This is a genomic window from Ensifer sp. 2TAB8, from assembly GCF_052115125.1.
Lineage (GTDB): Bacteria > Pseudomonadota > Alphaproteobacteria > Rhizobiales > Rhizobiaceae > Ensifer.
Genome location: NZ_JBFRGB010000009.1, coordinates 175689 through 200045, shown reverse-complemented (window position 1 = coordinate 200045; position 24357 = coordinate 175689). Strand labels below are relative to the sequence as shown.

The 24357-nt window shown below is 62.5% G+C and carries 23 protein-coding genes; 16 read left to right on the top strand and 7 right to left on the bottom strand.

Annotated features, from left to right (window positions below; genetic code table 11):
• Positions 1-190: 190 nt before the first annotated feature.
• The 8 genes from cysS to rarD all read left to right on the top strand — a co-directional run bounded on the left by cysS (position 191) and on the right by rarD (position 7308).
• Entirely contained in the window at positions 191-1582 is a 1392-nt protein-coding gene (gene cysS, locus AB4Z53_RS17205; RefSeq protein ID WP_441596719.1) for a cysteine--tRNA ligase, read from the top strand.
• Positions 1583-1689: 107 nt separating this feature from the next.
• Positions 1690-2073, top strand: coding sequence for a VOC family protein (locus AB4Z53_RS17200; RefSeq protein ID WP_441596718.1), 384 nt, complete (start codon positions 1690-1692; stop codon positions 2071-2073).
• A gap of 12 nt (positions 2074-2085) precedes the next feature.
• A complete protein-coding gene (locus AB4Z53_RS17195; protein ID WP_291155955.1) occupies positions 2086-2577 on the top strand; it encodes a GFA family protein in 492 nt (163 codons plus the stop codon).
• Positions 2574-3050, top strand: coding sequence for a GFA family protein (locus tag AB4Z53_RS17190; RefSeq protein ID WP_113536811.1), 477 nt, complete (start codon positions 2574-2576; stop codon positions 3048-3050). The genes AB4Z53_RS17195 and AB4Z53_RS17190 overlap by 4 nt, the downstream gene beginning before the upstream one ends.
• On the top strand, positions 3023-3544 hold the full coding sequence (locus AB4Z53_RS17185) for a GFA family protein (RefSeq protein ID WP_291155960.1): 522 nt from the start codon (positions 3023-3025) through the stop codon (positions 3542-3544). The genes AB4Z53_RS17190 and AB4Z53_RS17185 overlap by 28 nt, the downstream gene beginning before the upstream one ends.
• A gap of 2 nt (positions 3545-3546) precedes the next feature.
• Positions 3547-4509, top strand: coding sequence for a prolyl aminopeptidase (gene pip, locus AB4Z53_RS17180; protein ID WP_441596717.1), 963 nt, complete (start codon positions 3547-3549; stop codon positions 4507-4509).
• 35 nt (positions 4510-4544) lie between these two features.
• On the top strand, positions 4545-6161 hold the full coding sequence (cimA, locus tag AB4Z53_RS17175) for a citramalate synthase (protein ID WP_441596716.1): 1617 nt from the start codon (positions 4545-4547) through the stop codon (positions 6159-6161).
• Between the two features lie 214 nt (positions 6162-6375).
• A complete protein-coding gene (gene rarD, locus AB4Z53_RS17170; RefSeq protein WP_291155968.1) occupies positions 6376-7308 on the top strand; it encodes an EamA family transporter RarD in 933 nt (310 codons plus the stop codon).
• A gap of 69 nt (positions 7309-7377) precedes the next feature.
• Here rarD and AB4Z53_RS17165 read toward each other — a convergent pair whose 3' ends face one another.
• Positions 7378-7998, bottom strand: coding sequence for a TIGR00730 family Rossman fold protein (locus tag AB4Z53_RS17165; protein ID WP_113536816.1), 621 nt, complete (start codon positions 7996-7998; stop codon positions 7378-7380).
• A gap of 244 nt (positions 7999-8242) precedes the next feature.
• Here AB4Z53_RS17165 and AB4Z53_RS17160 point away from each other — a divergent pair, with 244 nt between their 5' ends.
• The 4 genes from AB4Z53_RS17160 (at position 8243) to pssA (ending at position 13830) form a co-directional block, all read left to right on the top strand.
• Entirely contained in the window at positions 8243-10036 is a 1794-nt protein-coding gene (locus AB4Z53_RS17160) for a LysM peptidoglycan-binding domain-containing protein (protein ID WP_441596715.1), read from the top strand.
• Between the two features lie 150 nt (positions 10037-10186).
• Positions 10187-12130, top strand: a complete 1944-nt coding sequence (locus AB4Z53_RS17155; protein WP_419195815.1) for an ABCB family ABC transporter ATP-binding protein/permease — start codon at positions 10187-10189, stop codon at positions 12128-12130.
• A gap of 116 nt (positions 12131-12246) precedes the next feature.
• Positions 12247-12945, top strand: coding sequence for a phosphatidylserine decarboxylase (locus AB4Z53_RS17150; protein ID WP_223726854.1), 699 nt, complete (start codon positions 12247-12249; stop codon positions 12943-12945).
• Positions 12946-12954: 9 nt separating this feature from the next.
• The gene (gene pssA / locus AB4Z53_RS17145) at positions 12955-13830 is read left to right on the top strand and encodes a CDP-diacylglycerol--serine O-phosphatidyltransferase (protein WP_113536820.1); all 876 of its coding nucleotides are present in this window, start codon (positions 12955-12957) and stop codon (positions 13828-13830) included.
• Between the two features lie 108 nt (positions 13831-13938).
• Here the strand turns inward: pssA and AB4Z53_RS17140 are convergent, their stop codons facing one another.
• The 5 genes from AB4Z53_RS17140 to alr all read right to left on the bottom strand — a co-directional run bounded on the left by AB4Z53_RS17140 (position 13939) and on the right by alr (position 19882).
• Complete coding sequence (locus AB4Z53_RS17140; protein ID WP_441596714.1) at positions 13939-14679, bottom strand: SDR family NAD(P)-dependent oxidoreductase; 741 nt, start codon at positions 14677-14679, stop codon at positions 13939-13941.
• A 12-nt stretch (positions 14680-14691) separates the two neighbouring features.
• The gene (gene purF / locus AB4Z53_RS17135) at positions 14692-16182 is read right to left on the bottom strand and encodes an amidophosphoribosyltransferase (protein WP_113536822.1); all 1491 of its coding nucleotides are present in this window, start codon (positions 16180-16182) and stop codon (positions 14692-14694) included.
• Between the two features lie 145 nt (positions 16183-16327).
• Positions 16328-16951 carry a CvpA family protein gene (locus AB4Z53_RS17130; RefSeq protein ID WP_223726857.1) on the bottom strand — a complete coding sequence of 208 codons (624 nt, stop codon included), beginning with the start codon at positions 16949-16951 and terminating at the stop codon, positions 16328-16330.
• 230 nt (positions 16952-17181) lie between these two features.
• Positions 17182-18585 carry a DNA repair protein RadA gene (gene radA / locus AB4Z53_RS17125; protein ID WP_113536824.1) on the bottom strand — a complete coding sequence of 468 codons (1404 nt, stop codon included), beginning with the start codon at positions 18583-18585 and terminating at the stop codon, positions 17182-17184.
• Positions 18586-18742: 157 nt separating this feature from the next.
• Positions 18743-19882 carry an alanine racemase gene (alr, locus tag AB4Z53_RS17120; protein ID WP_441596713.1) on the bottom strand — a complete coding sequence of 380 codons (1140 nt, stop codon included), beginning with the start codon at positions 19880-19882 and terminating at the stop codon, positions 18743-18745.
• Between the two features lie 149 nt (positions 19883-20031).
• Here alr and AB4Z53_RS17115 point away from each other — a divergent pair, with 149 nt between their 5' ends.
• The 3 genes from AB4Z53_RS17115 to AB4Z53_RS17105 all read left to right on the top strand — a co-directional run bounded on the left by AB4Z53_RS17115 (position 20032) and on the right by AB4Z53_RS17105 (position 21975).
• Positions 20032-20889, top strand: a complete 858-nt coding sequence (locus tag AB4Z53_RS17115; protein WP_441596750.1) for an AraC family ligand binding domain-containing protein — start codon at positions 20032-20034, stop codon at positions 20887-20889.
• A 124-nt stretch (positions 20890-21013) separates the two neighbouring features.
• Complete coding sequence (locus AB4Z53_RS17110; protein WP_441596748.1) at positions 21014-21667, top strand: AzlC family ABC transporter permease; 654 nt, start codon at positions 21014-21016, stop codon at positions 21665-21667.
• Positions 21664-21975: an AzlD family protein gene (locus tag AB4Z53_RS17105; protein WP_223726860.1), complete on the top strand. Its 312-nt coding sequence runs from the start codon at positions 21664-21666 to the stop codon at positions 21973-21975. The genes AB4Z53_RS17110 and AB4Z53_RS17105 overlap by 4 nt, the downstream gene beginning before the upstream one ends.
• A gap of 107 nt (positions 21976-22082) precedes the next feature.
• Here AB4Z53_RS17105 and AB4Z53_RS17100 read toward each other — a convergent pair whose 3' ends face one another.
• Positions 22083-23585 carry a replicative DNA helicase gene (locus AB4Z53_RS17100; protein ID WP_112995436.1) on the bottom strand — a complete coding sequence of 501 codons (1503 nt, stop codon included), beginning with the start codon at positions 23583-23585 and terminating at the stop codon, positions 22083-22085.
• Between the two features lie 326 nt (positions 23586-23911).
• Between AB4Z53_RS17100 and AB4Z53_RS17095 the strand changes: the two genes are divergently transcribed.
• The gene (locus tag AB4Z53_RS17095; protein WP_113536828.1) at positions 23912-24355 is read left to right on the top strand and encodes a MarR family winged helix-turn-helix transcriptional regulator; all 444 of its coding nucleotides are present in this window, start codon (positions 23912-23914) and stop codon (positions 24353-24355) included.
• Positions 24356-24357: the final 2 nt, after the last annotated feature.

Sequence of the window (24357 nt, the reverse complement as noted above, 5' to 3'; positions counted from 1 at the left end):
CTTGACCGAAATTCGGTGACGCGCGATAAGTGGGCGCATGAAAACGGTTATCTGCATTATCTGCCGGAAGATTATTCGCTAGCGTCCCGCTGGCCTGGCCGTTTTCGTCTCCCGAAATCCAAGATGACAAACGCGCGGGCCTCCCGGGCGCCGTGTTTTTCGACGGTTGTATGCGTATTGGAGAATGGGAATGGGCGGAGCGCCGACACTGAAGCTGTACAACACGCTGACGCGGGAGAAGGTCGAGTTCCGGCCGATCGACCCCGACAATGTCCGCATGTATGTCTGCGGCCCGACGGTCTATGACTATGCCCATATCGGCAATGCCCGGCCCGTGATCGTCTTCGACGTGCTGTTCCGGCTTTTGCGCCATGTCTATGGCGCGCAACGCGTTACCTATGCCCGCAACATCACTGACGTCGACGACAAGATCAACGCGCGGGCGCTTCGCGATTATCCGACCCTGCCGCTCAATGAAGCGATCCGGCGGGTGACGGAGAAGACCGAAACGCAGTTTCTGGCGGATGCCAAGTCGCTCGGCTGCCTCGATCCCGACGTGCAGCCGCGGGCGACCGACAACATCGCGCAGATGATCGAGATCATCGAAAAACTGCTTGCCAAGGGGCACGCCTATCAGGCGAGCGGAGAGGTGTTGTTCGACACCAAGTCGATGGCCGACTACGGCCAGCTTTCGAAGCGCAACCTCGATGAACAGCAGGCCGGTGCCCGTGTCGCCGTGGAAGTGCACAAGAAGAGCCCTGGCGATTTCGTGCTGTGGAAGCTTTCGGCCGAAAACGAGCCGGGCTGGGATAGCCCGTGGGGCAGGGGCCGTCCCGGCTGGCACATCGAATGCTCGGCCATGAGCAGCCGCTACCTCGGCGAGGTCTTCGATATTCATGGCGGCGGGCTCGACCTCATCTTCCCGCACCATGAGAACGAGATCGCCCAGTCGCGCTGCGCCCACGGTACGCAGGTGATGGCGAATGTCTGGATGCACAACGGCTTCCTGCAGGTCGAAGGCCGCAAGATGTCTAAGTCGGAAGGCAACTTCGTCACCATTTACGAATTGCTGCACACCGAGAAGTTCGCTGGCCGCCAGTGGCCGGGCGATGTGCTGAGGCTCGCCATGCTGATGACGCATTATCGCGAGCCGATCGATTTCTCGGTCAAGCGGCTGGAGGAAGCGGAACACCTGCTTTCCAAGTGGCCGGTGCCGGGCGACGCGAAGGGTGAGGCCGATCCGGCTGTGGTCGCCGCGCTTGCGGACGATCTCAACACCGTTGCGGCCATTCAGGCCCTCCATGCTCTGGCCCAGAAGGCGGCAGCCGATCCGAAGCTGCTCGGCACTTTTGCCGCCAGCGCTGCCCTGATCGGCGTGGTGCCCGAAGCGGTCGAACTCGACGAAGCCGTGGTGCACGACATCGACAGCCGCGTCCGTGCCCGCCTGGAACTGCTGAAGGCGAAGAATTTCGCCGAGGCCGACAAGATCCGCGACTATCTTCTCGCCCAGGGCGTCCAGCTCAAGGATGGCAAGGACCCGGCAACGGGCGAACGTGTGACGACCTGGGACATCAAACGGTAGTCGCGAGCCCGGCGGCGCGTTTTGTCCGATCCCTTTGATCGGGATCGGACGGAGCCATCCGGAGCAGCGGTAACGCGGAGCGCATGCATGAAAGAGGAGTTCGTGCGATGATCGACCATACGGGCATTCCGGTCGCGGATTTCGACCGGGCGCGGTCGTTCTACGACCGGGCATTTGCGCCGCTCGGCGGCTCGCTGCTGACGATGGTGCCGGTAGAACATACCGGCGGCGTAAAGGTCGCCGGATATGGTCGCGAACGGCCGGTCTTCTGGTTGCACGAGGTGTCGGCGACAGGCACCGGCCGGCACTACGCGTTTTCAGCGCGCAACCGCGCCGAGGTCGATGCCTTCTATGAAGCGGCGATGGCCGCCGGCGGGCGCGACAATGGCAAGCCGGGATTGAGGCCGCACTACCACCCCGACTATTACGGGGCCTTCGTAATCGATCCCGACGGCAACAACATCGAAGCCGTCTGCTACGCGCCCGGCTAAGGAGGAGTTGCGATGAGTCTCGACAACAGGCCTTATTATGCCGGCGGCTGCCAATGCGGCGCGGTCCGTTTCCGCGTCGAGGGCAAGCTCGGTGACGCATCTGTCTGTCATTGCCGCATGTGCCAGAAGGCAAGTGGCAACTTCTACATGCCCTTGGTTTCGGTTCGCGGCGCGCATGTGACATGGACCCGCGCGGAGCCCAAGCGCTTCCAGTCGTCAAACGCTGCGCGACGCGGCTTCTGCGCCGATTGCGGCACGCCGCTGACCTACGAGGCACCGGATGGCATGGCGCTGGCGATCGCTGCCTTCGACGAGCCGCAAGGCATCGTGCCGACCATCCAATGGGGCGTCGAGGGTAAGTTGCCCTATGTGGATCACGTCGCCGATCTGCCTGGCGTTCATACGCTGGAAGATCCGGACGCGATCGAGTTCCTGACCAATCTCGTTTCCTACCAGCATCCCGACCACGACACCGAAACCTGGCCCCCGGAGGAAAGACGATGAGCGAAAATGTTCGAACAGGCGGATGCCAGTGCGGCGCGGTCCGTTTCCGCATCCGCGGGCAGCTCGGCCGCCCTTCGATCTGCCACTGCCGCATGTGCCAGAAGCAATTCGGCTCGTTCTTCTCCGCGTTGGTGACGGCGCCGAAGGACGGGGTCGAATGGGTGCGGGATGAACCGAGCTACTTCCAGTCCTCGGTCAACATCGACCGCGGCTTCTGCCCGAAATGCGGCACGCCGATGACCTATCGGCACCCCGGCGGCCTTGAGATCGCCATCGGCACCTTTGACGATCGCACCGATCTCGCGCCCAAGATTCAGGTCAATTACGCCGCGCGTCTGCCCTGGGTCGAGACGATCTTCGAGCAGCCGGTGCTGGAGGATCCGGATTTCTACGCGCGGCAGGAGAGCATCATCTCCTTCCAGCATCCGGATCATGAAACCGAGCAATGGCATCCTTCGGGAGCATTCCGGTGACCATCGCCCGCATCTATACCGGTGGATGCCAGTGTGGGGCAGTCCGCTATCGTGCCGAGGGCACGCTTGAGGACCCGCATATCTGTCATTGCCGGATGTGCCAGAAGGCGGCCGGAAACTACTTCATGCCGCTAGCGAACGTCGCGCGTGACAGTTTCGACATCACCCGCGGCCAGCCGTCGTGGTTCCGCTCGTCGCATCTGGTCCGCCGCGGCTTCTGCAGCGATTGCGGCACGCCGCTGTTCTACGATATGCCCGACGAGAACTTCATCAACATCGCGCTCGGCTCGCTCGACGACCCTGATGACGTACAGCCCGTTTACCAATCCGGCGTCGAATCCCGCGTCATATGGTTCTCGCGGCTCGCGGGCCTGCCGCCAAGGGAGACGGATGATGGCACCGAGGTTTCGGCGACCCGCCATCTGATCGTTCTCGAAACCAACCGCCAGCATCCCGATTACGACACTGTGCACTGGCCGCTCACGAAAGACTGAAAATGACGACTGTTTTGCGTACGCTTTATCCGGAAATCGAACCCTATGCGTCGGGCCACCTCGACGTCGGCGACGGCCACGTGATCTATTGGGAAAAGGTCGGCACGCCAGGCGCCAAGCCAGCCGTTTTTCTGCATGGCGGACCGGGGGGCACGATTTCCGCAAATCATCGCCGCCTGTTCGATCCGGCGCTCTATGACGTGACGCTCTTCGACCAGCGCGGCTGCGGCAAGTCGACACCGCATGCGAAGATCGAAGCCAACACCACATGGCATCTCGTCGCCGATATCGAGCGGCTCCGTGAGCAGGCTGGGGTCGACAAGTGGCTGGTCTTCGGCGGTTCCTGGGGATCGACGCTGGCGCTTGCCTATGCGGAGAAGCACCCGAGCCGGGTTTCGGAGCTCGTGCTGCGCGGCATCTACACGCTGACGAAGGCCGAGCTCGATTGGTACTATCAGTTCGGCGTCTCGGAAATGTTCCCGGACAAGTGGGAGCGGTTCATCGCCCCCATTCCGGAAGAAGAACGGCACGAGATGATGCACGCCTATCACCGCCGCCTGATGAGCGACGACAAGGCGACGCGCCTTGCCGCCGCGAAGGCCTGGAGCATCTGGGAAGGCGAAACGATCACGCTTCTGCCGGAACTTGCGACGAGCGCACCTTTCGCCGACGATGAATATGCCGATGCCTTTGCGCGCATCGAGAACCACTTCTTCGTCAATGCCGGCTGGATGGACGATGGCCAGTTGCTGCGAGATGCTCACCGGCTTCACGGCATCCCAGGTGTCATCATCCAGGGACGCTACGACATGCCGTGCCCGGCGAAGTACGCCTGGCAATTGCACAAGGCCTGGCCCGGATCCGACCTCCATCTGGTCGAAGGGGCGGGGCACGCCTATTCCGAACCGGGCATTCTCGACCGACTGATCCGTGCCACGGATCAATTCGCAGGCAAGACCGAGTAAGACGAGCAAGAACAGAGCATTTTGGACGATTAGCCATGACCAGCGAACGCATCTATCTCTTCGACACGACGCTACGGGACGGGCAGCAGACGCCCGGCATCGACTTTTCGGTCGAGGACAAGATTGCGATTGCGAGCCTGCTCGATGCGTTTGGCATGGACTACATCGAGGGCGGCTATCCCGGCGCAAACCCGACCGACACCGAGTTCTTCACGCGCAAGCGCACGCAGAAGGCGTCCTTCGTCGCCTTCGGCATGACCAAGCGCGCCGGCGTTTCGGCATCCAACGATCCCGGACTCGCGGCATTGCTTGCGGCCAAAAGCGACGCCATCTGTCTGGTCGCCAAGAGCTGGGACTATCATGTCGAGGTGGCACTCGGCTGCACGAACGAGGAAAATCTCGACAACATCAGCGCCTCGGTCGAGGCCGTTGTCGCCTCCGGCCGCGAGGCAATGGTCGATTGCGAACATTTCTTCGACGGCTACAAGGCCAACCCGGCCTATGCGCTCGCCTGTGCGAGGGCCGCCTTCGATGCCGGCGCACGCTGGGTGGTGCTCTGCGACACCAATGGCGGCACGCAGCCACCGGAGGTGCGGGAAATCGTTGCCGCTGTGATTGCCGCCGGCGTGCCCGGCGCCAATCTCGGCATCCATGCCCACAACGACACAGGCCAGGCCGTCGCCAATTCGCTGGCGGCCGTCGAAGCCGGCGTGCGTCAGATCCAGGGAACACTTAATGGCATCGGCGAGCGCTGCGGCAACGCCAATCTTGTCACACTGATCCCGACGCTCGCGTTGAAGGAAACCTACTCCAGCCGCTTCGAAACCGCGATCGACGCCGATCGCCTGCAGGAATTGACGAAGCTTGCCCACTCCTTCGACGAACTGTTGAACCGCTCGCCCGACCAGCAGGCCCCTTACGTCGGCGCATCCGCCTTCGCCACCAAGGCCGGCATTCACGCTTCGGCCCTGCTCAAGGATCCGCGCACCTATGAGCATGTCGCGCCGGAAAGCATCGGCAACCTGCGCAAGGTCATGGTCTCCGACCAGGGCGGCAAGGCCAATTTCATCAACGCGCTGAAGCGCCGTGGTATCGTTGTCAGCAAAGACGACCCGAAGCTCGACAAGCTGATCGCGATCGTCAAGGAACGCGAAGCGACCGGGTATGCCTATGAGGGGGCGGATGCGAGCTTCGCGCTGCTCGCGAGCCGCATCCTCGGCACGGTGCCGGATTTCTTCCACGTCGAAAGCTTCCGCGTCATGGTCGAACGGCGTTTCGACGCCAACGGCCAGCTGAAGACGGTATCGGAAGCGGTGGTGAAGGTGGTCGTCGACGGTGAGACGATGATGTCGGTCGCCGAGGGGCACGGACCGGTCAACGCCCTCGATCTCGCGCTGCGCAAGGATCTCGGCAAATACCAGTCGGAAATCGCCGACCTCGAACTGGCGGACTACAAGGTCCGTATCCTCAATGGCGGCACCGAGGCGATCACTCGCGTGCTCATCGAATCGACCGACGGCACCGGCGCGCGCTGGTGGACGGTGGGCGTGTCCGACAACATCATCGACGCATCGTTCCAGGCGCTGATGGACAGCATCATCTTCAAGCTGCTGAAGAACCGTGACCACCTGGGCCTGATCGCCGCCGAGTGACCTTGGCGATCCCTAACCCCTGGCGTTTCTATGAAGGGATGATGAGCAAAACTCACCATCCCTTCACGGAAATGAATTGGTGCATAACCGGGCATTGGGGTAGGACCCGTCTATGGGAAATTGTGCCGGCCGGTAAGCCGTGCCTTCTCGTGTGACCGAAGAGCGGCCGTTGCCGCCAGGGCTCTCCGGAAAAAAAGCACCAGGAAAAGATGATATGGCCGAGCCGAAAGCACCCGCCGAAAATACCGATTCCGCGAAAGGCTTTGCCTTCGCGCTGACCGCCTATCTGCTTTGGGGCTTCCTGCCCTTCTTCATGAAGGCGGTTGCCCACATCCCGGCGCCGGAAGTGGTGGCGCACCGGATCGTGTGGTCGGTGCCGCTCGCGGGTCTCGTGCTGCTCTGGCTCGGACGCACCGATGACATCAAGACGGCGTTGCGCTCGCCGCGCATGCTGTGCATGGCGGCGTTGACCGCCGTGCTCATCACCATCAACTGGGGCATTTATGTCTGGGCAATCGGTGCGGGGCGCGCCATCGAAACCGCGCTCGGCTACTACATCAATCCGCTCTTCTCGATCTTCCTCGGTGCGGTGCTTTTGAAGGAGAGGCCGAACCCGGCGCAGATGGTTGCAATAGCGCTCGCCGCCTCTGCCGTCGCCGTGCTCGCCTTTGATGCCGGCGGTCTGCCGTGGGTGTCGATCGGCCTCTGCCTGTCCTGGGGTTTCTACGCCTTCTTCCGCAAAACCTTGCCGGTTGGCCCCAATCAGGGCTTCTTCCTCGAAGTCCTGCTGCTGAGCGTGCCTGCCATCGGTTACATTATCTGGCTGGAGACGACAGGGCAGGGACATTTCGGTGACACCGGCATGGCCGACGTCCTGTGGCTGCTGTCCTGCGGCATCGTCACGGCGGTGCCGCTGATGATCTATGCCAACGGCGCCAAGCTCCTGCGCCTGTCGACCATCGGCATCATGCAGTACATCGCGCCGACGATGATCTTCGTGATCGCCGTCTTCGTCTTCCACGAGCCCTTCGGCACCGCAAAGCTCATCGCCTTCGGTCTGATCTGGGCGGCGCTGGTGATCTATACCGGCGCGATGCTGGCCGAAAGCAGGGCGCGCCGCGCCCTGCAGGCAAGCCCTGCCGAATAAGGTCGGTGGCGATAGAAACAAAAAAGGCGCGCCGGGTGGCGCGCTTTTTTTGTTGGCTGAACAGGTTTCTTAAAGCTTGGAGATGATCTCGGCTTCGCCGCCACGGCCCTTGCCGCCATTGGCTGCCGCCAGGATGGCCGGAACGATGCCTTCGGCATCATCGACGACGAGCGGCTGCACGAGATGCGCCGTATGGACGAAGCCCTCGTCACGCATGTGCTGCAGCAGGTCCAGCATCGGTCGCCAGAAATTGTTGATGTTGCCGAAGACCATCGGTTTGCGGTGACGGCCAAGCTGCGCCCAGGTCATGATCTCGACGATCTCTTCCAGCGTGCCGATGCCGCCCGGCAGAGCGACGAAGGCGTCGGCGCGTTCGAACATCGTATGCTTGCGCTCGTGCATGTCGGCGGTGACGATCAACTCGTTCAATTGGCCGAGCGAATGACGGGTGGCTTCCTTGTCCATCAGGAATTCGGGGATGATCCCGGTGACTTCGCCGCCGTTCGAAAGGACGCCGCTGGCGACTGCTCCCATGATGCCGCGCGTGCCGCCGCCATAGACGAGGCGAAGGCCGTGATCGGCAATCGAACGGCCAAGTGCGCGGCCGGATTCCATGTAGGCGTTGTCGCGTCCGGGCTGTGAACCGCAATAGACGCAGATGGATCGAATCGTGCTGTTCTGGGTGCTCATGCCCCCAAAAAACATTGCAGCGCAGCATGGGTCAAGAAAAATGAGGGGAAACCGGGCTTTCTGCAGGTTGCCGCGCCCTCGGCTGCTTGTGCGCCGAATCGCGAATCGCTAGCAATTTCAGGGATTGATTGAACAAATCGGACGAGTTGCTTGCTGTTGCGCTATAATAACCGGCGCAAGCCCGCACCGCAGGCCGATGAGAGGGCATGCGCGGAGCGTTGCTCCGCTCCGTGTGGAGAGTGGCATGATCAAAAATAAGGCCGGCTGGGTGGCCATTACTGTCCTCGTGGCAGCGACAGCGTTGATGGTATTCGTGGTGCAACCGAACCTGCGTGGCGACGGCAAGAAGCCGGCGGACGAGCCGGCTGCAGGCGGCGCGACCCAATCGAACGACACCGCTTCGGCCTCCGGTGGCCCGCAGTCGACGGATGCGACGGCAAAGCCGCAGGATGCCAAGGCTTCCGAAGCCGCGAAGTCCGGCGAGGCCGCCGGCACCGCGGCCGAACAGACAGCCAATGCTGCGCCGACGAACGCGCCCGCCGAAAATCCGGCCGTTCCCGGTTTCGACGTGCTGCGCGTCGAGCCTGATGGTTCGACCGTGATCGCCGGGCATGCGGAGCCGGGTTCGAAGCTCGAGATTTTGAGCGGTGACACCGTTGTCGGCACCGCCGATGTCGGTGCGACGGGCGACTTCGCCGCAGTCTTCGACAAGCCTCTGCCGGCTGGCGATTATCAGTTGACGCTGCGCAGCACCGGCGAGGACGGCACAGTGAAGAGTTCCGAAGAGGTTGCGACCGTTTCGGTTCCGAAGGATCCGTCCGGCCAACTTCTCGCCATGGTATCGAAGCCGGGTGAGGCAAGCCGGCTGATGACGACACCGGAGGCCGGCAAGACGGAAGCCGGGCAACCGGCTGAGGTCGCGTCGACTGCGACGCAGGCGCCGCTAGCGACCGGCGATGCATCCTCCGCCCCGGCAAAGGCAGTCGGCGTTCCCGGCTTGCAGGTGAGTGCCGTCGAGATCGAGGGCAGCAAGATGTTCGTCGCCGGCAGCGCCAAGCCGCGTGCGCTGGTGCGGGTCTATGCGGATGACAAGCTGCTCGGCGAAATGAAGGCCGACGATAAAGGCAATTTCGTCGTCGATGGTGAGATCGAGTTGACCGTGGGCAGCCACATCATCCGAGCCGACATGCTGAACGAGGATGGCAGCAAGGTTGCCATGCGTGCATCCGTTCCCTTTGATCGTCCCGCCGGTTCGCAGGTTGCCGCAGTGGCACCGTCAAGCACGCCTTCGGCGACCGCCGGTCTTGATGGCGTACGCGCTGAGGCTGGCAAGGCCCTGGCTCTGTTGAAGGGGCTCTACGCCAACGGCAAGGTGCCGACAGGCGAGCAACTCGCCGCTGCGCGTTCCGCCACGGAAATTGCTCTGAAGTCGCTGGCCGATTTCCGGCTCGCCGATAATTCCGATCAGGTACTGGCGGCAACAGCGGCGCGGGCGTCGAAGGCGGCAGCCGACGCGCTGGCAGCCTTGAAGGCCGCGCCGCAGGATGCGCCGAGCGTTGCTTCGGCGCTTGCCAAGGTCGACGCGTCCGTCGGCCCGGTTCTGGCCGAACGCGGCAGCGCGACGCCGGCGTCGGACGAACAGGCCCTGCCGAAGGGTAATGCTCCGGCACAGGGCGAACTGGCGAAGGCCATGGGCGCAGGCAGTGCAGTGGTCAGCGATGCGGTAACGACGCCGGCACCGAGCACGGAGACCGCAGCGGCTTCCCCCACGCAGGAAGAGCCGCAGACGGTCCAGCAGGAACCGCTCAAGGAAAGCAAGTCTTCCGTGATCATCCGTCGCGGCGACACCTTGTGGCAGATTTCGCGGCGCGTCTATGGTGCAGGCCTGCGCTACACCACCATCTATCTCGCCAATCAGGATCAGATCGAAGACCCGGATCGCATTCGCCCGGGACAGGTCTTCGGAGTGCCTGACAAGGCGCTGCCGGACGATGAATCGCGCGAGATTCACAGAAAGCACATGAAACACGAGCAATAGGCTGTCGATCGCCCGCCAACGACATTGCGGCGGCGGCGATGGATGCTTATCTCTCGATCAAGGGCGGCGCCTTCAATGAGGCGCCGCTTTTCATTGAACGGTGATGACGGCGTTGCTTGTCTTCGGATAGAGGGAAAACGCGGTGTGGCAATGCTCGCGGGGCTGCCGCGGCCGCCGGCAGCGCGAAACGTAAGAGCGGATCAGAACGTGGCACCCCAGAAGAAAACCGTTTCGGCCGATACGAGCAATCCGTTGCAGACGATTGCCAATCTCTGGCCTTACATGTGGCCGACGGACAGGGCTGATCTCAAGCTCCGGGTCATCTGGGCGACCGTCATCCTGATTATCGCCAAGGTCGTCCTGATCCTCGTTCCCTATTCCTTCAAATGGGCGACGGACGCGCTGAACGGCAAGCCCGACGTCCTGGGATTCTTGCCCACGTTCATGACCGGCGCGGTCATGCTGGTGCTGGCCTACAACCTCGCGCGTCTGCTTCAGGCCGGCCTGAACCAGCTTCGCGATGCGCTGTTTGCAAGCGTCGGCCAGCACGCGGTCAGGCAACTCGCCTACAAGACCTTCGTCCACATGCACCAGCTTTCGCTGCGCTTCCATCTGGAACGGCGTACCGGCGGGCTTTCGCGCGTCATCGAGCGCGGCACCAAGGGCATCGAGACGATCGTCCGCTTCACCATCCTGAACAGCGTGCCGACCCTGATCGAATTCCTGCTGACGGCTGTGATCTTCTGGTGGGGTTACGGCTTCAGCTATCTGCTGGTGACGGCCGTCACCGTCTGGCTGTACATCTGGTTCACGGTCAAGGCGAGCGACTGGCGCATCGCCATCCGCCGCTCGATGAACGACAGTGACACCGACGCCAACACAAAGGCGATCGACTCGCTCCTGAACTTCGAGACGGTCAAGTATTTCGGCAACGAAGAGATGGAAGCCCGTCGCTTCGACAAGTCGATGGAGCGCTATGAGGCGGCGGCCACCCAGGTCTGGACCTCGCTTGGGTGGCTCAATTTCGGCCAGGCACTGATCTTCGGCGCCGGTACGGCGGTGATGATGGTCATGTCGGCACTCGCCGTTCAGCGCGGCGAACAGACGCTCGGCGATTTCGTCTTCATCAATGCGATGCTGATCCAGCTCGCGATCCCGCTCAATTTCATCGGCTTCGTCTACCGCGAAATCCGCCAGGGCCTGACCGATATCGAGCATATGTTCGATCTTCTCGACGTTCGCGCCGAAGTGGTGGACCGCCCGGGCGCGACCGAACTTGCCATTGGCAAGGGCGCCATCGCCTTCAAGGACGTGCATTTCGCCTATGATCCGGCACGACCGATCCTCAAGGGCATCACCTTCGAAGTGCCCGCCGGCAAGACGGTCGCAGTCGTCGGCCCGTCGGGCGCTGGCAAGTCGACACTCTCCCGGCTGCTCTATCGCTTCTACGATGTGCAGGCGGGAGCGATCACCGTCGATGGCCAGGATGTGCGCACGGTCACGCAGAAGAGCCTGCGCTCGGTCATCGGCATGGTGCCGCAGGATACGGTGCTCTTCAACGACACGATTGCCTACAACATCCGCTACGGCCGGGTCTCGGCCAGCGAGGCCGAGGTCGAGGCAGCCGCCGAAGCCGCACAGATCGCCGGCTTCATCCGCACGCTGCCGGAAGGCTTCCAGGCCATGGTCGGCGAGCGCGGCCTGAAACTCTCCGGCGGCGAGAAGCAGCGCGTCGCAATCGCCCGCACGATCCTGAAAGCCCCACCGATCCTGATCCTCGACGAGGCGACGTCGGCGCTGGACACGCGCACGGAGCAGGAAATCCAGTCGGCGCTCGACGTCGTATCGCGCAATCGCACGACGCTCGTCATCGCGCACCGTCTCTCGACCGTCATCAACGCCGACGAGATCATCGTGCTCAAGGATGGTGTCATCGCCGAGCGAGGCACCCATGGCGAGTTGATCGATCGCGACGGCCTCTACGCCTCGATGTGGAGCCGCCAGCGCGAAGCAACGCAGGCGGAAGAGCAGTTGAAGCGGGTGCGCGAGAGCGACGATCTCGGTATCGTCACGCGCGGCGAACCGGCGGTCTAGGGATGATTTCTTTCTTTGCTGAGCGCGACGCGTTTTGTCGCTGTCTGGTGGGTGACGTTGYCCGCCAGGGCATTTCGCGCTAGTTCACGTTCCACGGAAAATCTGGAGTAGAGTTCATGAGCCTGGTCAATACGATCCGCAACACGCTCGTACCGGTCCACAAGGAAGGCTATCGCTTCGTCGCGATCTTCTTCGTGGTGTCGCTGGTGCTTGGCTTCCTGTGGGAGCCGTTGATGTGGATCGGCTTCGTGCTGACCGCCTGGTGCGCCTATTTCTTCCGTGACCCGGAGCGCATGACCCCGCTCGATGACGATCTGGTGATCAGCCCGGCCGACGGCCGTGTTTCGTCGATCGCAACGGTCATGCCGCCGGAAGAGCTGAATCTCGGTTCGGAACCGATGCTTCGCATCTCGGTCTTCATGAACGTGTTCAATTGCCATGTGAACCGTGCGCCGATGGCTGGTACCATCACCCGCGTCGCCTATCGCGCCGGCAAGTTCGTCAATGCCGAGCTGGACAAGGCGAGCCACGAGAACGAGCGCAACGGGCTGGTGATCGAGACCAAGCACGGCCAGATCGGCGTCGTCCAGATTGCCGGCCTCGTCGCACGTCGTATCCTCTGCTGGAAGTATGAAAACGGCTCGCTGGACGCAGGCGAACGCTTCGGCCTGATCCGCTTTGGCTCGCGCCTCGACGTCTTCCTGCCTGCAGGGGCCGAGCCGCGCGTCAGCGTCGGGCAGACTGCGGTTGCCGGCGAGACCGTGCTTGCCGAATTCGGCTCGGCCAAGGGCCCGGTCATCAGCCGCCGCGCGTAAGGAGTGTACATGGAAGGCTCTGAACAGGAAAAATCGACCGAACCGCCGAAAGTGGCCGGCGACGCGAACGGCTCCAACGACACCGGTCGCGGTCCTCGTCTGCGCGAGATACCGCTGCGCCTGATGATCCCGAACCTGATCACGGTGCTGGCGATCTGTGCAGGTCTCTCCGGCATTCGGCTGGCCTTCGAAAACCGTATCGAGCTCGCCGTCGCCATGGTATTGCTCGCGGCGTTCCTTGATGGCATCGATGGTCGTGTCGCGCGCGCCCTTAAGGCGACGTCGAATTTCGGTGGCCAGATGGACTCGCTCGCCGACATCATCAACTTTGGCGTTGCACCGGCGCTTGTGCTCTACGTCTTCATCCTGGATCAGGCCCGCTCGATCGGCTGGATCGCCGCACTGATCTACGCGATCGCCTGTGGTTTGCGGTTGGCGCGTTTTAACGTCATGGCGGAACGCCAGTCCAAGGCGCCCTGGCAGTCGGAATATTTTGTCGGTGTACCGGCGCCCGCGGGCGCTATGCTGGTGCTGCTGCCGGTCTATCTCGGCCTCCTGGGTCTTGCGCCGGAACGCACCTTCGCCCTGATTGCTTCCGCCTATACGGTGCTGATCGCCTTCCTGCTCGTCAGCCGTCTGCCGGTGTGGTCCGGAAAATCGGAAAATAGCCGCGTGCGCCGCGACCTCGTCCTGCCGGCCATTCTCGGTGTTGTCTTCTACGTGGCGACGCTGATGACCTATACCTGGGAAACGATGGCCTTGACGGCACTTGGCTACCTGATCACGCTGCCGTTTGGCGCACGCTCGTGGCAGCGCAAATATGGCGGCGACTGGCCGGCCCATCCGTCGACCGGCGGCGACGGTCTGCCTGGCGACAAGGACTGAAGCGTTCCGCCGAAAGCTGCGAAACGACGAGCCCTTCAGAAATTACGGACAAAAGAAAAGGCCACCGTGGGGACACGGTGGCCTTTTCCATGAGCGATGCGTCAAAGACTATTCGGGCATCCGGTAGTCGACGATCTTGTCCTCGCGAACGATATAGAGCTTGCCGGTCTCGGTCTGGTTCGGGCCGACGAGCGGAAGCAGCTTGGCGGCAACGTCGGAAGGGTGCGGCACGGTCTCCGGATCCTCGCCGGGCATCGCCTGGGCGCGCATGGCGGTGCGCGTTGCGCCCGGATCGACCGAGAGGATGCGCAGCGGCAGGCGCTGCGTTTCGCCGGCCCAGGTGCGGGCCAGCGCCTCGACGGCAGCCTTGGAGGCGGAGTAGGGGCCCCAGAAAGGCTTGCATTTGTGTGCGGCGCTCGAAGACAGGATCAGCGCGCGGCCGGCATCCGACTTGATCAGCAGCGGCTCCAGCGAACGGATCAGCCGCCAGGTCGCGTTGACGTTGATGTTCATCACCTTTTCAAACACCTTCGCCTCGAAATGGCCGATCGGTGAGATCGTGCCGAGAACGCCGGCATTGGCGACCAGGATATCGAGTTTACCCCAGCGCTCGTTGATGGCGCCGCCGAGCTTGTCGATCGCCGCCATGTCGGCGAGGTCGAACGGCACCAGCGTGGCCGAACCGCCCGCCGCCTTGATTGCGTCGTCGAGTTCCTCGAGGCCGCCGACGGTACGCGCGCAGGCGACGACATGGGCACCGGCCTTGGCCAGTTCGAGAGCGGTGAAATAGCCGATACCGCGCGACGCGCCGGTGACCACGGCCACCCGGCCTTTGAGATCGATCGTCATTTTGTTTTCTGATTATCCGTTGCTGGCGAGAACCGAAAGTTTGCGGACATTGCTGGCGCCTTCCTGGTCGAGAAGGCGGGTCGGATAGTCCCCGGTGAAATAGTGGTCGGTGAATTGCGGTGCCTTGGGATCGCGCTTTTCGCCGCCGACTGCCTCATAGAGGCCATCGATCGACAGGAACTCGAGCGAGTCGGCGCCGATATAGCGGCACATGGACGCGAGGTCGGCATGCTGGTTGGCGAGCAGCTTGTCGCGATCCGGGGTGTCGATACCGTAGAAGTCCGGATGGAAGATCATCGGGCTGGCGACGCGAACATGTACTTCACGCGCGCCGGCATCCCGCATCATCTGCACGATCTTCACAGACGTCGTGCCGCGCACGATCGAATCGTCGACGAGGATAACGCGCTTACCCTCAATCATCGCGCGGTTGGCCGAATGCTTGAGCTTGACGCCGAAGGCGCGGATCTGCTGCGTCGGCTCGATGAAGGTACGGCCGACATAGTGGTTGCGGATGATGCCGTATTCGAACGGGATGCCGCTCTGCTGCGCATAGCCCAGAGCCGCCGGCGTGCCGCCATCCGGGACCGGAACCACCACGTCCGCCTCGATGGGCGCTTCCTTGGCGAGGTTGATGCCCATGTTCTTGCGCGAAACGTAAATGCTGCGGCCACCGACGACCGAATCCGGCCGGGCGAAATAGACGTATTCGAACAGGCAGAGCCGCTCCGGCTGCGATAGCTCGGGCTTGCGTGCATCGATCGAGATCGAACCGTCGGGCTGGATTTCGCAGATGATCACTTCGCCGTTCTCGACGTCGCGAACATAGGTCGCGCCGATGATGTCGAGTGCGCAGGTCTCGGAGCAGAAGATCGGCTTGCCGTCGAGTTCGCCCATGACGAGCGGGCGGATGCCGATCGGATCGCGCGCAGCGATCAGTTTGGTACGCGTCATCGCCAGCATCGAATAGCCGCCTTCCATCTGGCGGATGGCGTCGATGAAGCGGTCGGACGAGGAGGTCTGCTTGGACCGCGCAATCAAGTGCAGGACGACTTCAGTGTCGGAGGTCGACTGACAGATCGCGCCGTCGGCAATCAGTTGCCGGCGAAGGGTGAGGCCGTTGGTAAAGTTGCCGTTATGGGCGACCGCGATGCCACCGACTTCGAGTTCGGCAAAGAGCGGCTGCACGTTGCGCAGCGCCACTTCGCCTGTCGTCGAGTAGCGGGTATGGCCGATCGACATGAAGCCCGGCAGCTTCGCCAGCGTCGCCGGATCCGTGTAATGATCGCCAACGAGGCCCATGCGTTTCTCGGTGCAGAACTGCTTGCCGTCGAAGGTGACGATGCCGGCTGCTTCCTGGCCGCGATGCTGGAGCGCATGCAGGCCGAGCGCCGTCAGCGCCGCCGCGTCCGAGTGCCCCAATATGCCGAAGACGCCGCACTCTTCGTGCAGCTCATCACCTTCGAGTTCATCGTGGATTTCCATGGATCTCAGATCGGTCATCACAGTCGCCTTTGCTCCGTACCGGTGCGCATATCGTGATCAGGCCCGCCGTCTTCAAGCGATCTTAGCTGAAAACGGCTGCAAGCGTTATTCCCCAAAAGGACAAAGCCCGCGGGGCGGGCTTTGTCGGCAAATCGTTCCTGTCTCAGCCGTTGGTGGCCGGAGCGTCGTCGGCGGGCGCCTGTTCCGGCGTCGTCGTCGGTGCCTGGCCGGGTGCCGTTGCCGGTGCTTCGCCTTCACCTTCGCCGGTCGTATCCTTGCCGCGCAGGCGGTCGAGAATGGTGGCGTCGGCTTCTTCCGGCAGCAGCGCAATCAGCTTGTTGCCGAGATTGTCAAGCAGCGGTTTCGACTTGGCGTGGGTGACCCAGCCCGGCTGTTGCTGCGGTGCGACGAGCCAGTTGAAGAACAGCATGGCGACGACGACCAGCAGAATGCCGCGAGCGGCTCCAAACAGGAAGCCGAGCGTGCGGTCGAGCGCACCGATGCGGCTGTCGATGATGAAATCGGCAATCCGCATGGTGATGAAGGAAATGATGATCAGCGCAACCAGGAAGATCACCGCCGCCGATCCGATCAGCGCGACGGTATCGCTATTGGTGTACTGCTTGGCATAGGGCAGAAGCTGCGGGTAGAGGAAATAGGCCGCCGCGGCCGCACCTACCCAGCTCGCGACCGAGAGCACCTCGCGCGAGAAGCCTCGAACCATGGCCAGGATTGCGGAAAACAGGGCGACGCCGAGAACGATACCGTCGAGAATTGTAATGGGCATTTTGTCCTTACTCCGGACCCGGTTCGTCCGGGTCTCCTCAAGCCTATCCGCCATCGGCCCTGCCTTATGTCCAGGGCATTTGCAGCCTGCTCGCGGCCCTCACAGCGCCGCGCGTCTTTCGGACGCGCAAAGGTCGCTGCAACGCTCAGATCTGCTGCATAAATTTGTCCCTAGATCGATCCCGATCTAAGGGCTTATGCAGTAGAGGACGGTTTGCGACATCCGCGTCTTCAGTCCTCGTTTTCCGCCGGTCTCAGCGCGTTTCGCGAACCCGCGATGCGCGCCACCAGATCCGGCAGGCTTTCCATTTCGCTCCATCGGCCATTGCCGTTTTTCGGCAATTCGGTGGACGCGGACGGCAGGACCGCCTGTGAGAACCCGAGCTTCTCGGCTTCTTTAAGGCGTTGTGCGGTATGCGCAACCGGCCGGATGGCGCCCGACAAGCTGACTTCGCCGAAATAGACGCAATCCGCAGGAAGGGCAAGCCCGGCAAGCGATGAAACCAGTGCGGAAGCCACAGCTAGATCGGCAGCGGGCTCGGAAATGCGGTAACCGCCGGCAATGTTGAGATAGACGTCGTGCTGGCCGAGCCGTACCCCGCAGTGCGCTTCGAGCACGGCGAGGATCATCGACAGGCGGGCGGAATCCCAGCCGACGATGGCGCGCCGCGGCGTGCCGAGCGATGTCGGGGCGACGAGCGCCTGCACTTCGACGAGCACGGGGCGGGTACCTTCCATGCCGGCAAAAACTGCCGCGCCCGGGGATTTCTCGTTGCGCTCACCGAGAAAGAGTTCCGATGGGTTGGCGACTTCGCGCAATCCCTTGTCGGACATCTCGAACACGCCGATCTCGTCGGTCGGCCCGAAGCGATTCTTGACGGTGCGCAGAATGCGGTAATGGTGGCCGCGGTCGCCTTCGAAGTAAAGCACGGCATCGACCATGTGCTCGACGACGCGCGGTCCGGCGATCTGGCCTTCCTTGGTGACATGGCCGACCAGAACGACGGCGGTTCCCGTCTGCTTGGCAAAGCGGATCATCGCCTGGACGCCGGTGCGGACCTGGGTGACGGTGCCGGGTGCCGAATCGACGATGTCGCTCCAAAGCGTCTGGATCGAGTCGATGATCACCAGATCCGGTCGCTTGCCTTCGGAAAGCGTTGCCAGGATGTCCTCGACATTGGTTTCGGCGGCGAGCAGCACGTCGCTGTCGGCAGCACCCAGGCGCTGCGCGCGCAGACGTACCTGTGCCACGGCCTCTTCACCCGAGACATAGATGACGCGGTGCTTGCGGCGCGAGAGGGCGGCGGCCGCCTGCATCAGCACGGTCGACTTGCCGATGCCGGGATCGCCGCCGACGAGCAGCGCCGAGCCGCGCACGAAGCCGCCGCCGGTCACCCGGTCGAGTTCGGAAATGCCTGTCTGGATTCGTGGCGCATCTTCGATCTCGCCGGAAAGCGTGGTGAGCGCAACCGGCCGCCCCTTCTTTGGCGCCCGCGAAGGTCCACCACCGATGCCGGCCGTCGGATCGTCCTCGATGATCGTGTTCCATTCGCCGCAGCCTTCGCATTTGCCCACCCAGCGGGTGTGGATGGTGCCGCAGTTCTGGCAGATGAATTGTGTGCGGGCTTTCGCCATCAGGGTCGACTTTCGAAATCTGGAAGGGTCATCGGCGCTCGCGCGCGGCGATGCGTCAGTGACGGGAGAATCACTTGTGTCGTCACATAATGCCGCGAAACGCGGAACAAAAGGTGAATTTTAATGAAGGCCGCAGGGAAAACGCAGGAAAACCGCGTCAGATGGCGCCTACATAGTTCCTGATGTACCGACGCCCGAGGCTGGTCAGCAATTCATAGCCGATCGTCCCTCCGGCGCGCGCCACATCGTCGATGGCGATGTTGCGGCCGAAGAGCTCGATGTAATCGCCCGGCCGCGCTGCATCTGCCGGCAGGTCGGTGACGTCGAAGAGGCTGAGGTCCATGGTGACGCGACCCACATGCGGCACGCGCTTGCCGTGCAGGAAACCGAATGCTCCTGATGGCGTTGCCTGCCGCAGAGTCACGCCGCCGCCGGAGACCGAGCGATGGTAGCCATCGGCGTAGCCGACCGCGACGGTGGCAATGCGGCTGTCCCTGTCGAAGCGGGCAGAGGCGCCGTAGCTCGCCGTGCCGCCAGCCGCGACTTCGCGGATCTGAATGATCCGGGCCTCGGCGGTCACGACCGGGGTCATCGGGTTGGCGATGTCGTTGACCGCTTCGCCGCCATAGACGGCGATGCCCGGTCGGGTGAGATCGAAGTGATAGTCGGGCCCGAGGAACACACCGCCGGAATTGGCAAGGCTGGCATCGACGCCTTCATAGGCGGCCGTCGCTTCGCGGAATCGCCCGAGCTGGTAGGCGTTCAGCGGATGCTGCGGTTCGTCGGCACAGGCGAGGTGGCTCATGATCAGCACGGGAGAGAAGCTTGCGGGTCGCGCCGGGTCGTTGGCAAGCGCCACCGCTGCCTCGACCGTCAGGCCCAGTCGGTTCATGCCGGTATCGATATGCAGGACGCAGGGGTAGTCACCGCGCTCGGAAAGTGCTGACATGAACACGGCAAGCTGCTCATCGGAATTGATGACGGGCACCAGGTCGTTGTCGAAGAAGAGCTCTTCGTTTCCCGGCCACATGCCCGCGAGAATGTAGATGCGCCCCTCCGGAACGAGCGGCCGCAGTTCCTCGCCTTCCTCGGCATTGGCCACGAAGAAGTCGCGCGCACCGGCAGCATAGAGGGCAGGGGCTGCTTGATCGATGCCGAGGCCATAGGCGTCCGCTTTGAGGACCGCCGACGCCCGCGCCTTGCCCGAGCGCGCGTTCATTGTCCGCCAGTTATCGGCAAGCGCGCGCAGATCGATCGTGAGGCGGTTGGAAGCGGAGAGGAATTCTGGGGGGAGCATGCCGGACACCTTCGTGGACGATCCAAAGAGCAATACAGCCAACGGCCGGTGGTCGCAAATACTCCCCCGCCGCCCGCGCGAAACGGCCCCGCGTGGAACGGAGCACTTTTGTGCAAGACGGAGCCGGTTGGGTTCACTATTGTTTCCGCATGCAGACGATTTCGCAGCAGCAGGCCATCGATGACACGCCGATTGAGGGCGGCGAGCGTACACGCTTCTGGCGGGACGCTCGTTTCATGGGGATGGAATGCCTGACGGCGACCTTCATCACCCATGAATTCGCGCCGCATGCACACGAGACCTTCAGCATTGGCGCCATTGAGGCGGGTTCACAGATCAGCAAGATCAAGGGCGAGCGCTCGGAAGCTGGTCCCGGGGACTTTTACCTGATCAATCCCGACGAAATCCACGACGGTCACCCCGGCGGCAGCGGCTACCGTTACCGCATGGTCTATCCGAGCGCCGATCTGCTGGTGAATATCATAGAGGATGTGACCGGTCGCGCCTTCAGGGGAACGCCGTCGTTCTCGAAGCGTGTTCTGCAGGACCCGGACCTCGCCTTGTCCTTTCATCAGGCGCACCGAACGCTTGAGCTGGCCGGCGGCACGCTCGAGGCCGAAGAAAGAATGTTCGGTGTGCTTGCGGCGATGTTCGAAAGGCACGGCAGTACGATCATCACTCCGATCGAGACGCGCGAGCAGTCCGCCGTGCATCGGGCCCGGGATTTCCTCACCGAGAACTACGCCGACGATGTCGGGCTCGAGGAACTCGCCAAGGTCGCAGGGCTCAGCCGCGCGCACCTGATCCGCGCCTTCCGCAAGGAATTCCATATCACGCCGCATGCCTTCCTCACCGACAAGCGCGTTCGTGCTGCCAAGACCTTGCTCAGGCATGGCTGGTCGGCGGTGGATGCCGCCTATCAGTGCGGCTTTGCCGATCAGGCGCATTTCAGCCGCCATTTCAAAGCCCGCACCGGCGTGACACCCGGGGTCTTCCGCGCCGGCTGATCACTTTCGTTCAATACGGGACCTGATGTGCGGTCTAGACGTTCTCCGTTTTCGCATGGGAATGGAGACCGGGACGTTGCAGGAGAGAAGTACATTTCAGGAATTTCGGGCCGCGGCGATGGCGATGACGCCGCTGATCGTCGCCGTCATGCCGATCGGCCTGGTGTTTGGCGCGGTGGCGGCGGGCAAGGGGCTGACACCGGCTGAGGTGACGCTGATGAGTGGGCTGGTCTTTGCTGGCGGGTCGCAGTTCGTCGCCATGGATATCTGGACGCATCCGGCGTCCTGGGCGGCCCTCGGTTTCTCGGCTCTGCTCGTCAACATCCGTCATGTGCTGATGAGCGCCTCGATCGGCGGCAAGCTTCACAGCTTCTCTGGGCCGGCACGCTATGCGTCGATGCTGCTTCTCGCCGATGAAATCTGGGCGATGGCCGAGATGCGCGCGGGTAACGCCAAGCTGACGCCGGCCTGGTATGTCGGCCTCGCCATTCCCTTCTACTGCGCCTGGGTGCTGACGAGCCTGACGGGGGCAATGCTTGGCGCCTTGCTGGGCGATCCGAAGGTCATCGGTCTCGACTTCGCCTTCCCGGCCGTTTTCATCATTCTGGTCATGGGGTTCTGGAAGGGCCGAGAAACCGGCGCCGTCCTGGCCGCAAGCGCTTGTGCGGCCGTGGTCACGCATCAATTGCTGCCGGGCGTCTGGTATATCGCTGCCGGGGCTGCCGCAGGCGTCGTCGTGGCCATGCTTTCAGGCGGACGCAAGGAGGCCCACGCGTGATCGTCGATCTCAACACATTGCTTGCGATTTTCGCCATGGCGGCCGCGACAATCGCGACCCGTATCGGCGGGCTCGTGCTCATCCGCTACGTGACGATCGGAGAGGGGCAGAAACGCGCCCTTGAGGCCATTCCGCCGGCGGTTCTGATGGCGGTCATCGCTCCGACGGCACTGGTTACCGGTCCGGCCGAAACGATTGCGGCTGCGGCGACGGCCGTTGCTGCAACCAGGCTGCCGCTCCTGGCATCCGTTGCCGTCGGGGTAATTTCGGTAGCGCTATTGCGTCAGGTTTTGGGCGGCGCCTGGTAGATGACGGTGGCGGTTGGCCCCAAGGTTAGGCGGCTTTTCGTGAAGTAGAGCGGGATGGGAAACCGCAAACATTTTTCCCATCCCGCTCCGGCCGCCCCCACGGAACGTCAGTGTTCTTCGTATTGGGTGAAGGAGGGATCGGCAAGGTCGGTGAATCGCGTGAATTCCGACTGGAAGGCGAGCTTCACGGTACCGGTCGGTCCGTGACGCTGCTTGGCGATGATCACGTCTGCCGTACCCTTCACCTGCTCCATCTTCATCTTCCACTCTTCGTATTTCGGATCGAACTCGTCGCGCGGCTCCAGGTTCTTCACGTAGTATTCTTCGCGGAACACGAAGAGCACGACGTCGGCGTCCTGCTCGATCGAACCCGATTCACGAAGGTCGGAAAGCTGCGGGCGCTTGTCTTCGCGGCTTTCCACCTGACGGGAGAGCTGTGATAGCGCGATGATCGGAACGTTCAGTTCCTTGCCGAGCGCCTTCAGGCCCGTGGTGATCTGGGTGATTTCCTGTACGCGGTTGTCGCTCGACTTGCCCGAGCCGGTCATGAGCTGGATATAGTCCACCACTAGGCAGTCCAGGCCGCGCTGGCGCTTCAGACGACGGGCGCGGGCGGAAAGCTGGGCGATCGAGATACCACCGGTCTGGTCGATATAGAGCGGCACCTTCTGCATCATCTGCGAGCAGGCCACGAGCTTTTCGAAATCGGCCTCGGAAATGTCACCGCGACGGATCTTCGACGAGGACACTTCGGTCTGCTCGGAGATGATACGGGTTGCCAGCTGTTCGGACGACATTTCGAGCGAGTAGAAGCCGACGACACCGCCGTTTCTGGCCTTGAAAGAACCGTCGGCCTGGACTTCGGGTTCGTAGGCGGCTGCGATGTTGTAGGCGATGTTGGTGGCAAGCGAGGTCTTGCCCATGCCGGGGCGCCCTGCAAGCACGATCAAGTCCGAGCGCTGCAGGCCGCCCATGCGGGCGTCCAGCGACAGGATGCCGGTGGAAATGCCGGAGAGGCTGCCGTCGCGCTCGAAGGCAGCGCCCGCCATGTCGATTGCAAGCGCCACCGCGTCGTTGAACGACTGGAAACCGCCATCGTAGCGGCCGGTTTCAGCGAGTTCGAACAGGCGGCGTTCGGCGTCTTCGATCTGGCCCTGCGGCGGCATGTCGAGCGGCGCGTCGTAGGCGATGTTGACCATGTCCTCGCCGATCGTGATCAGCGAGCGGCGAAGCGCCAGATCGTAGATCGCACGGCCATAGTCTTCGGCGTTGATGATCGAAACTGCTTCGGCGGCAAGGCGCGCGAGGTATTGCGCGACGGTCAGGTCGCCGACCTTTTCGTCAGCCTTGAGGAAGGTCTTGATGGTGACCGGGTTCGCTGTCTTTCCCATACGGATGATATCGCCGGCTACCTCATAGATCTTGCGGTGCAGCGGCTCATGCAGATGGACGGGCTTCAGGAAGTCCGAGACGCGATAGAAGGCGTCGTTGTTGACGAGGATCGCGCCGAGCAGAGCCTGTTCGGCTTCAAGGTTGTTCGGCGCCTCGCGATAGTGCTGGTCCACCTGATCCTTGCTGATAGGGGATAGCTTTCGCGCCGCGTCATTCATGTCGTTTTATCTCTGCCTCTATGTGGTGTGGCACCGGTTTGCGATCTACCGCGAGCCGGGTCAAGTGCAGGGGGGACACACTCACAAAGCGTCTCATCAGAGCCTCGCGCTTTTCCCGTTGTTCGACTGATCCACAGGTCAAGTTCACAAAAGCGTAGATTCTCGCCTTCCCACAAAGTTGGACGTTGACGAGCGAATCACCCAACCGGGCTAGGCAAGTGTAGCCCTCTCTCCATTCCGCTCAAATCTCCATCTTGAAAATCGGCAGCGATTGGATTAGATAGAGACAAAATAATTAGCATGCTAGTAATATGGAAAAGGTATCAATGTATCAGCCGACCGTGAACCGCGAATTGTTCGATGCCCTGTCGCTGCTCAATCGCAAGCTGCGGGCCGTGTTCGATGCTCGGGTGAAGGAGAGGGGGCTGACGCTGTCGCGGGCCCGCGCGCTTTTCGCCTTGACCAAGAAGGATGGCTTGAACCAGCGCGAGCTTGCCGATGAGCTCGATATTGAAACCCCGACTTTGGTGCGCCTGCTCGATGGCATGGAGAAGCAGGGTTTCATCGAGCGGAGGGTCGAGGCCACCGACCGGCGCGCCAAGCAGATCCACATGACCGACTTCGGTCGCTCGGTCGCTGACGAAATCCTCAAACTTGCCGACGAAATCCGAGCCGAAGTGCTGCACGGTATCGATGCGACCGAACTTGCCGTGACCAAGCGTGTGGTGCGGGCGATCGCCGACAACGTTCAGTCCCTGGCGCGGGAGTGACA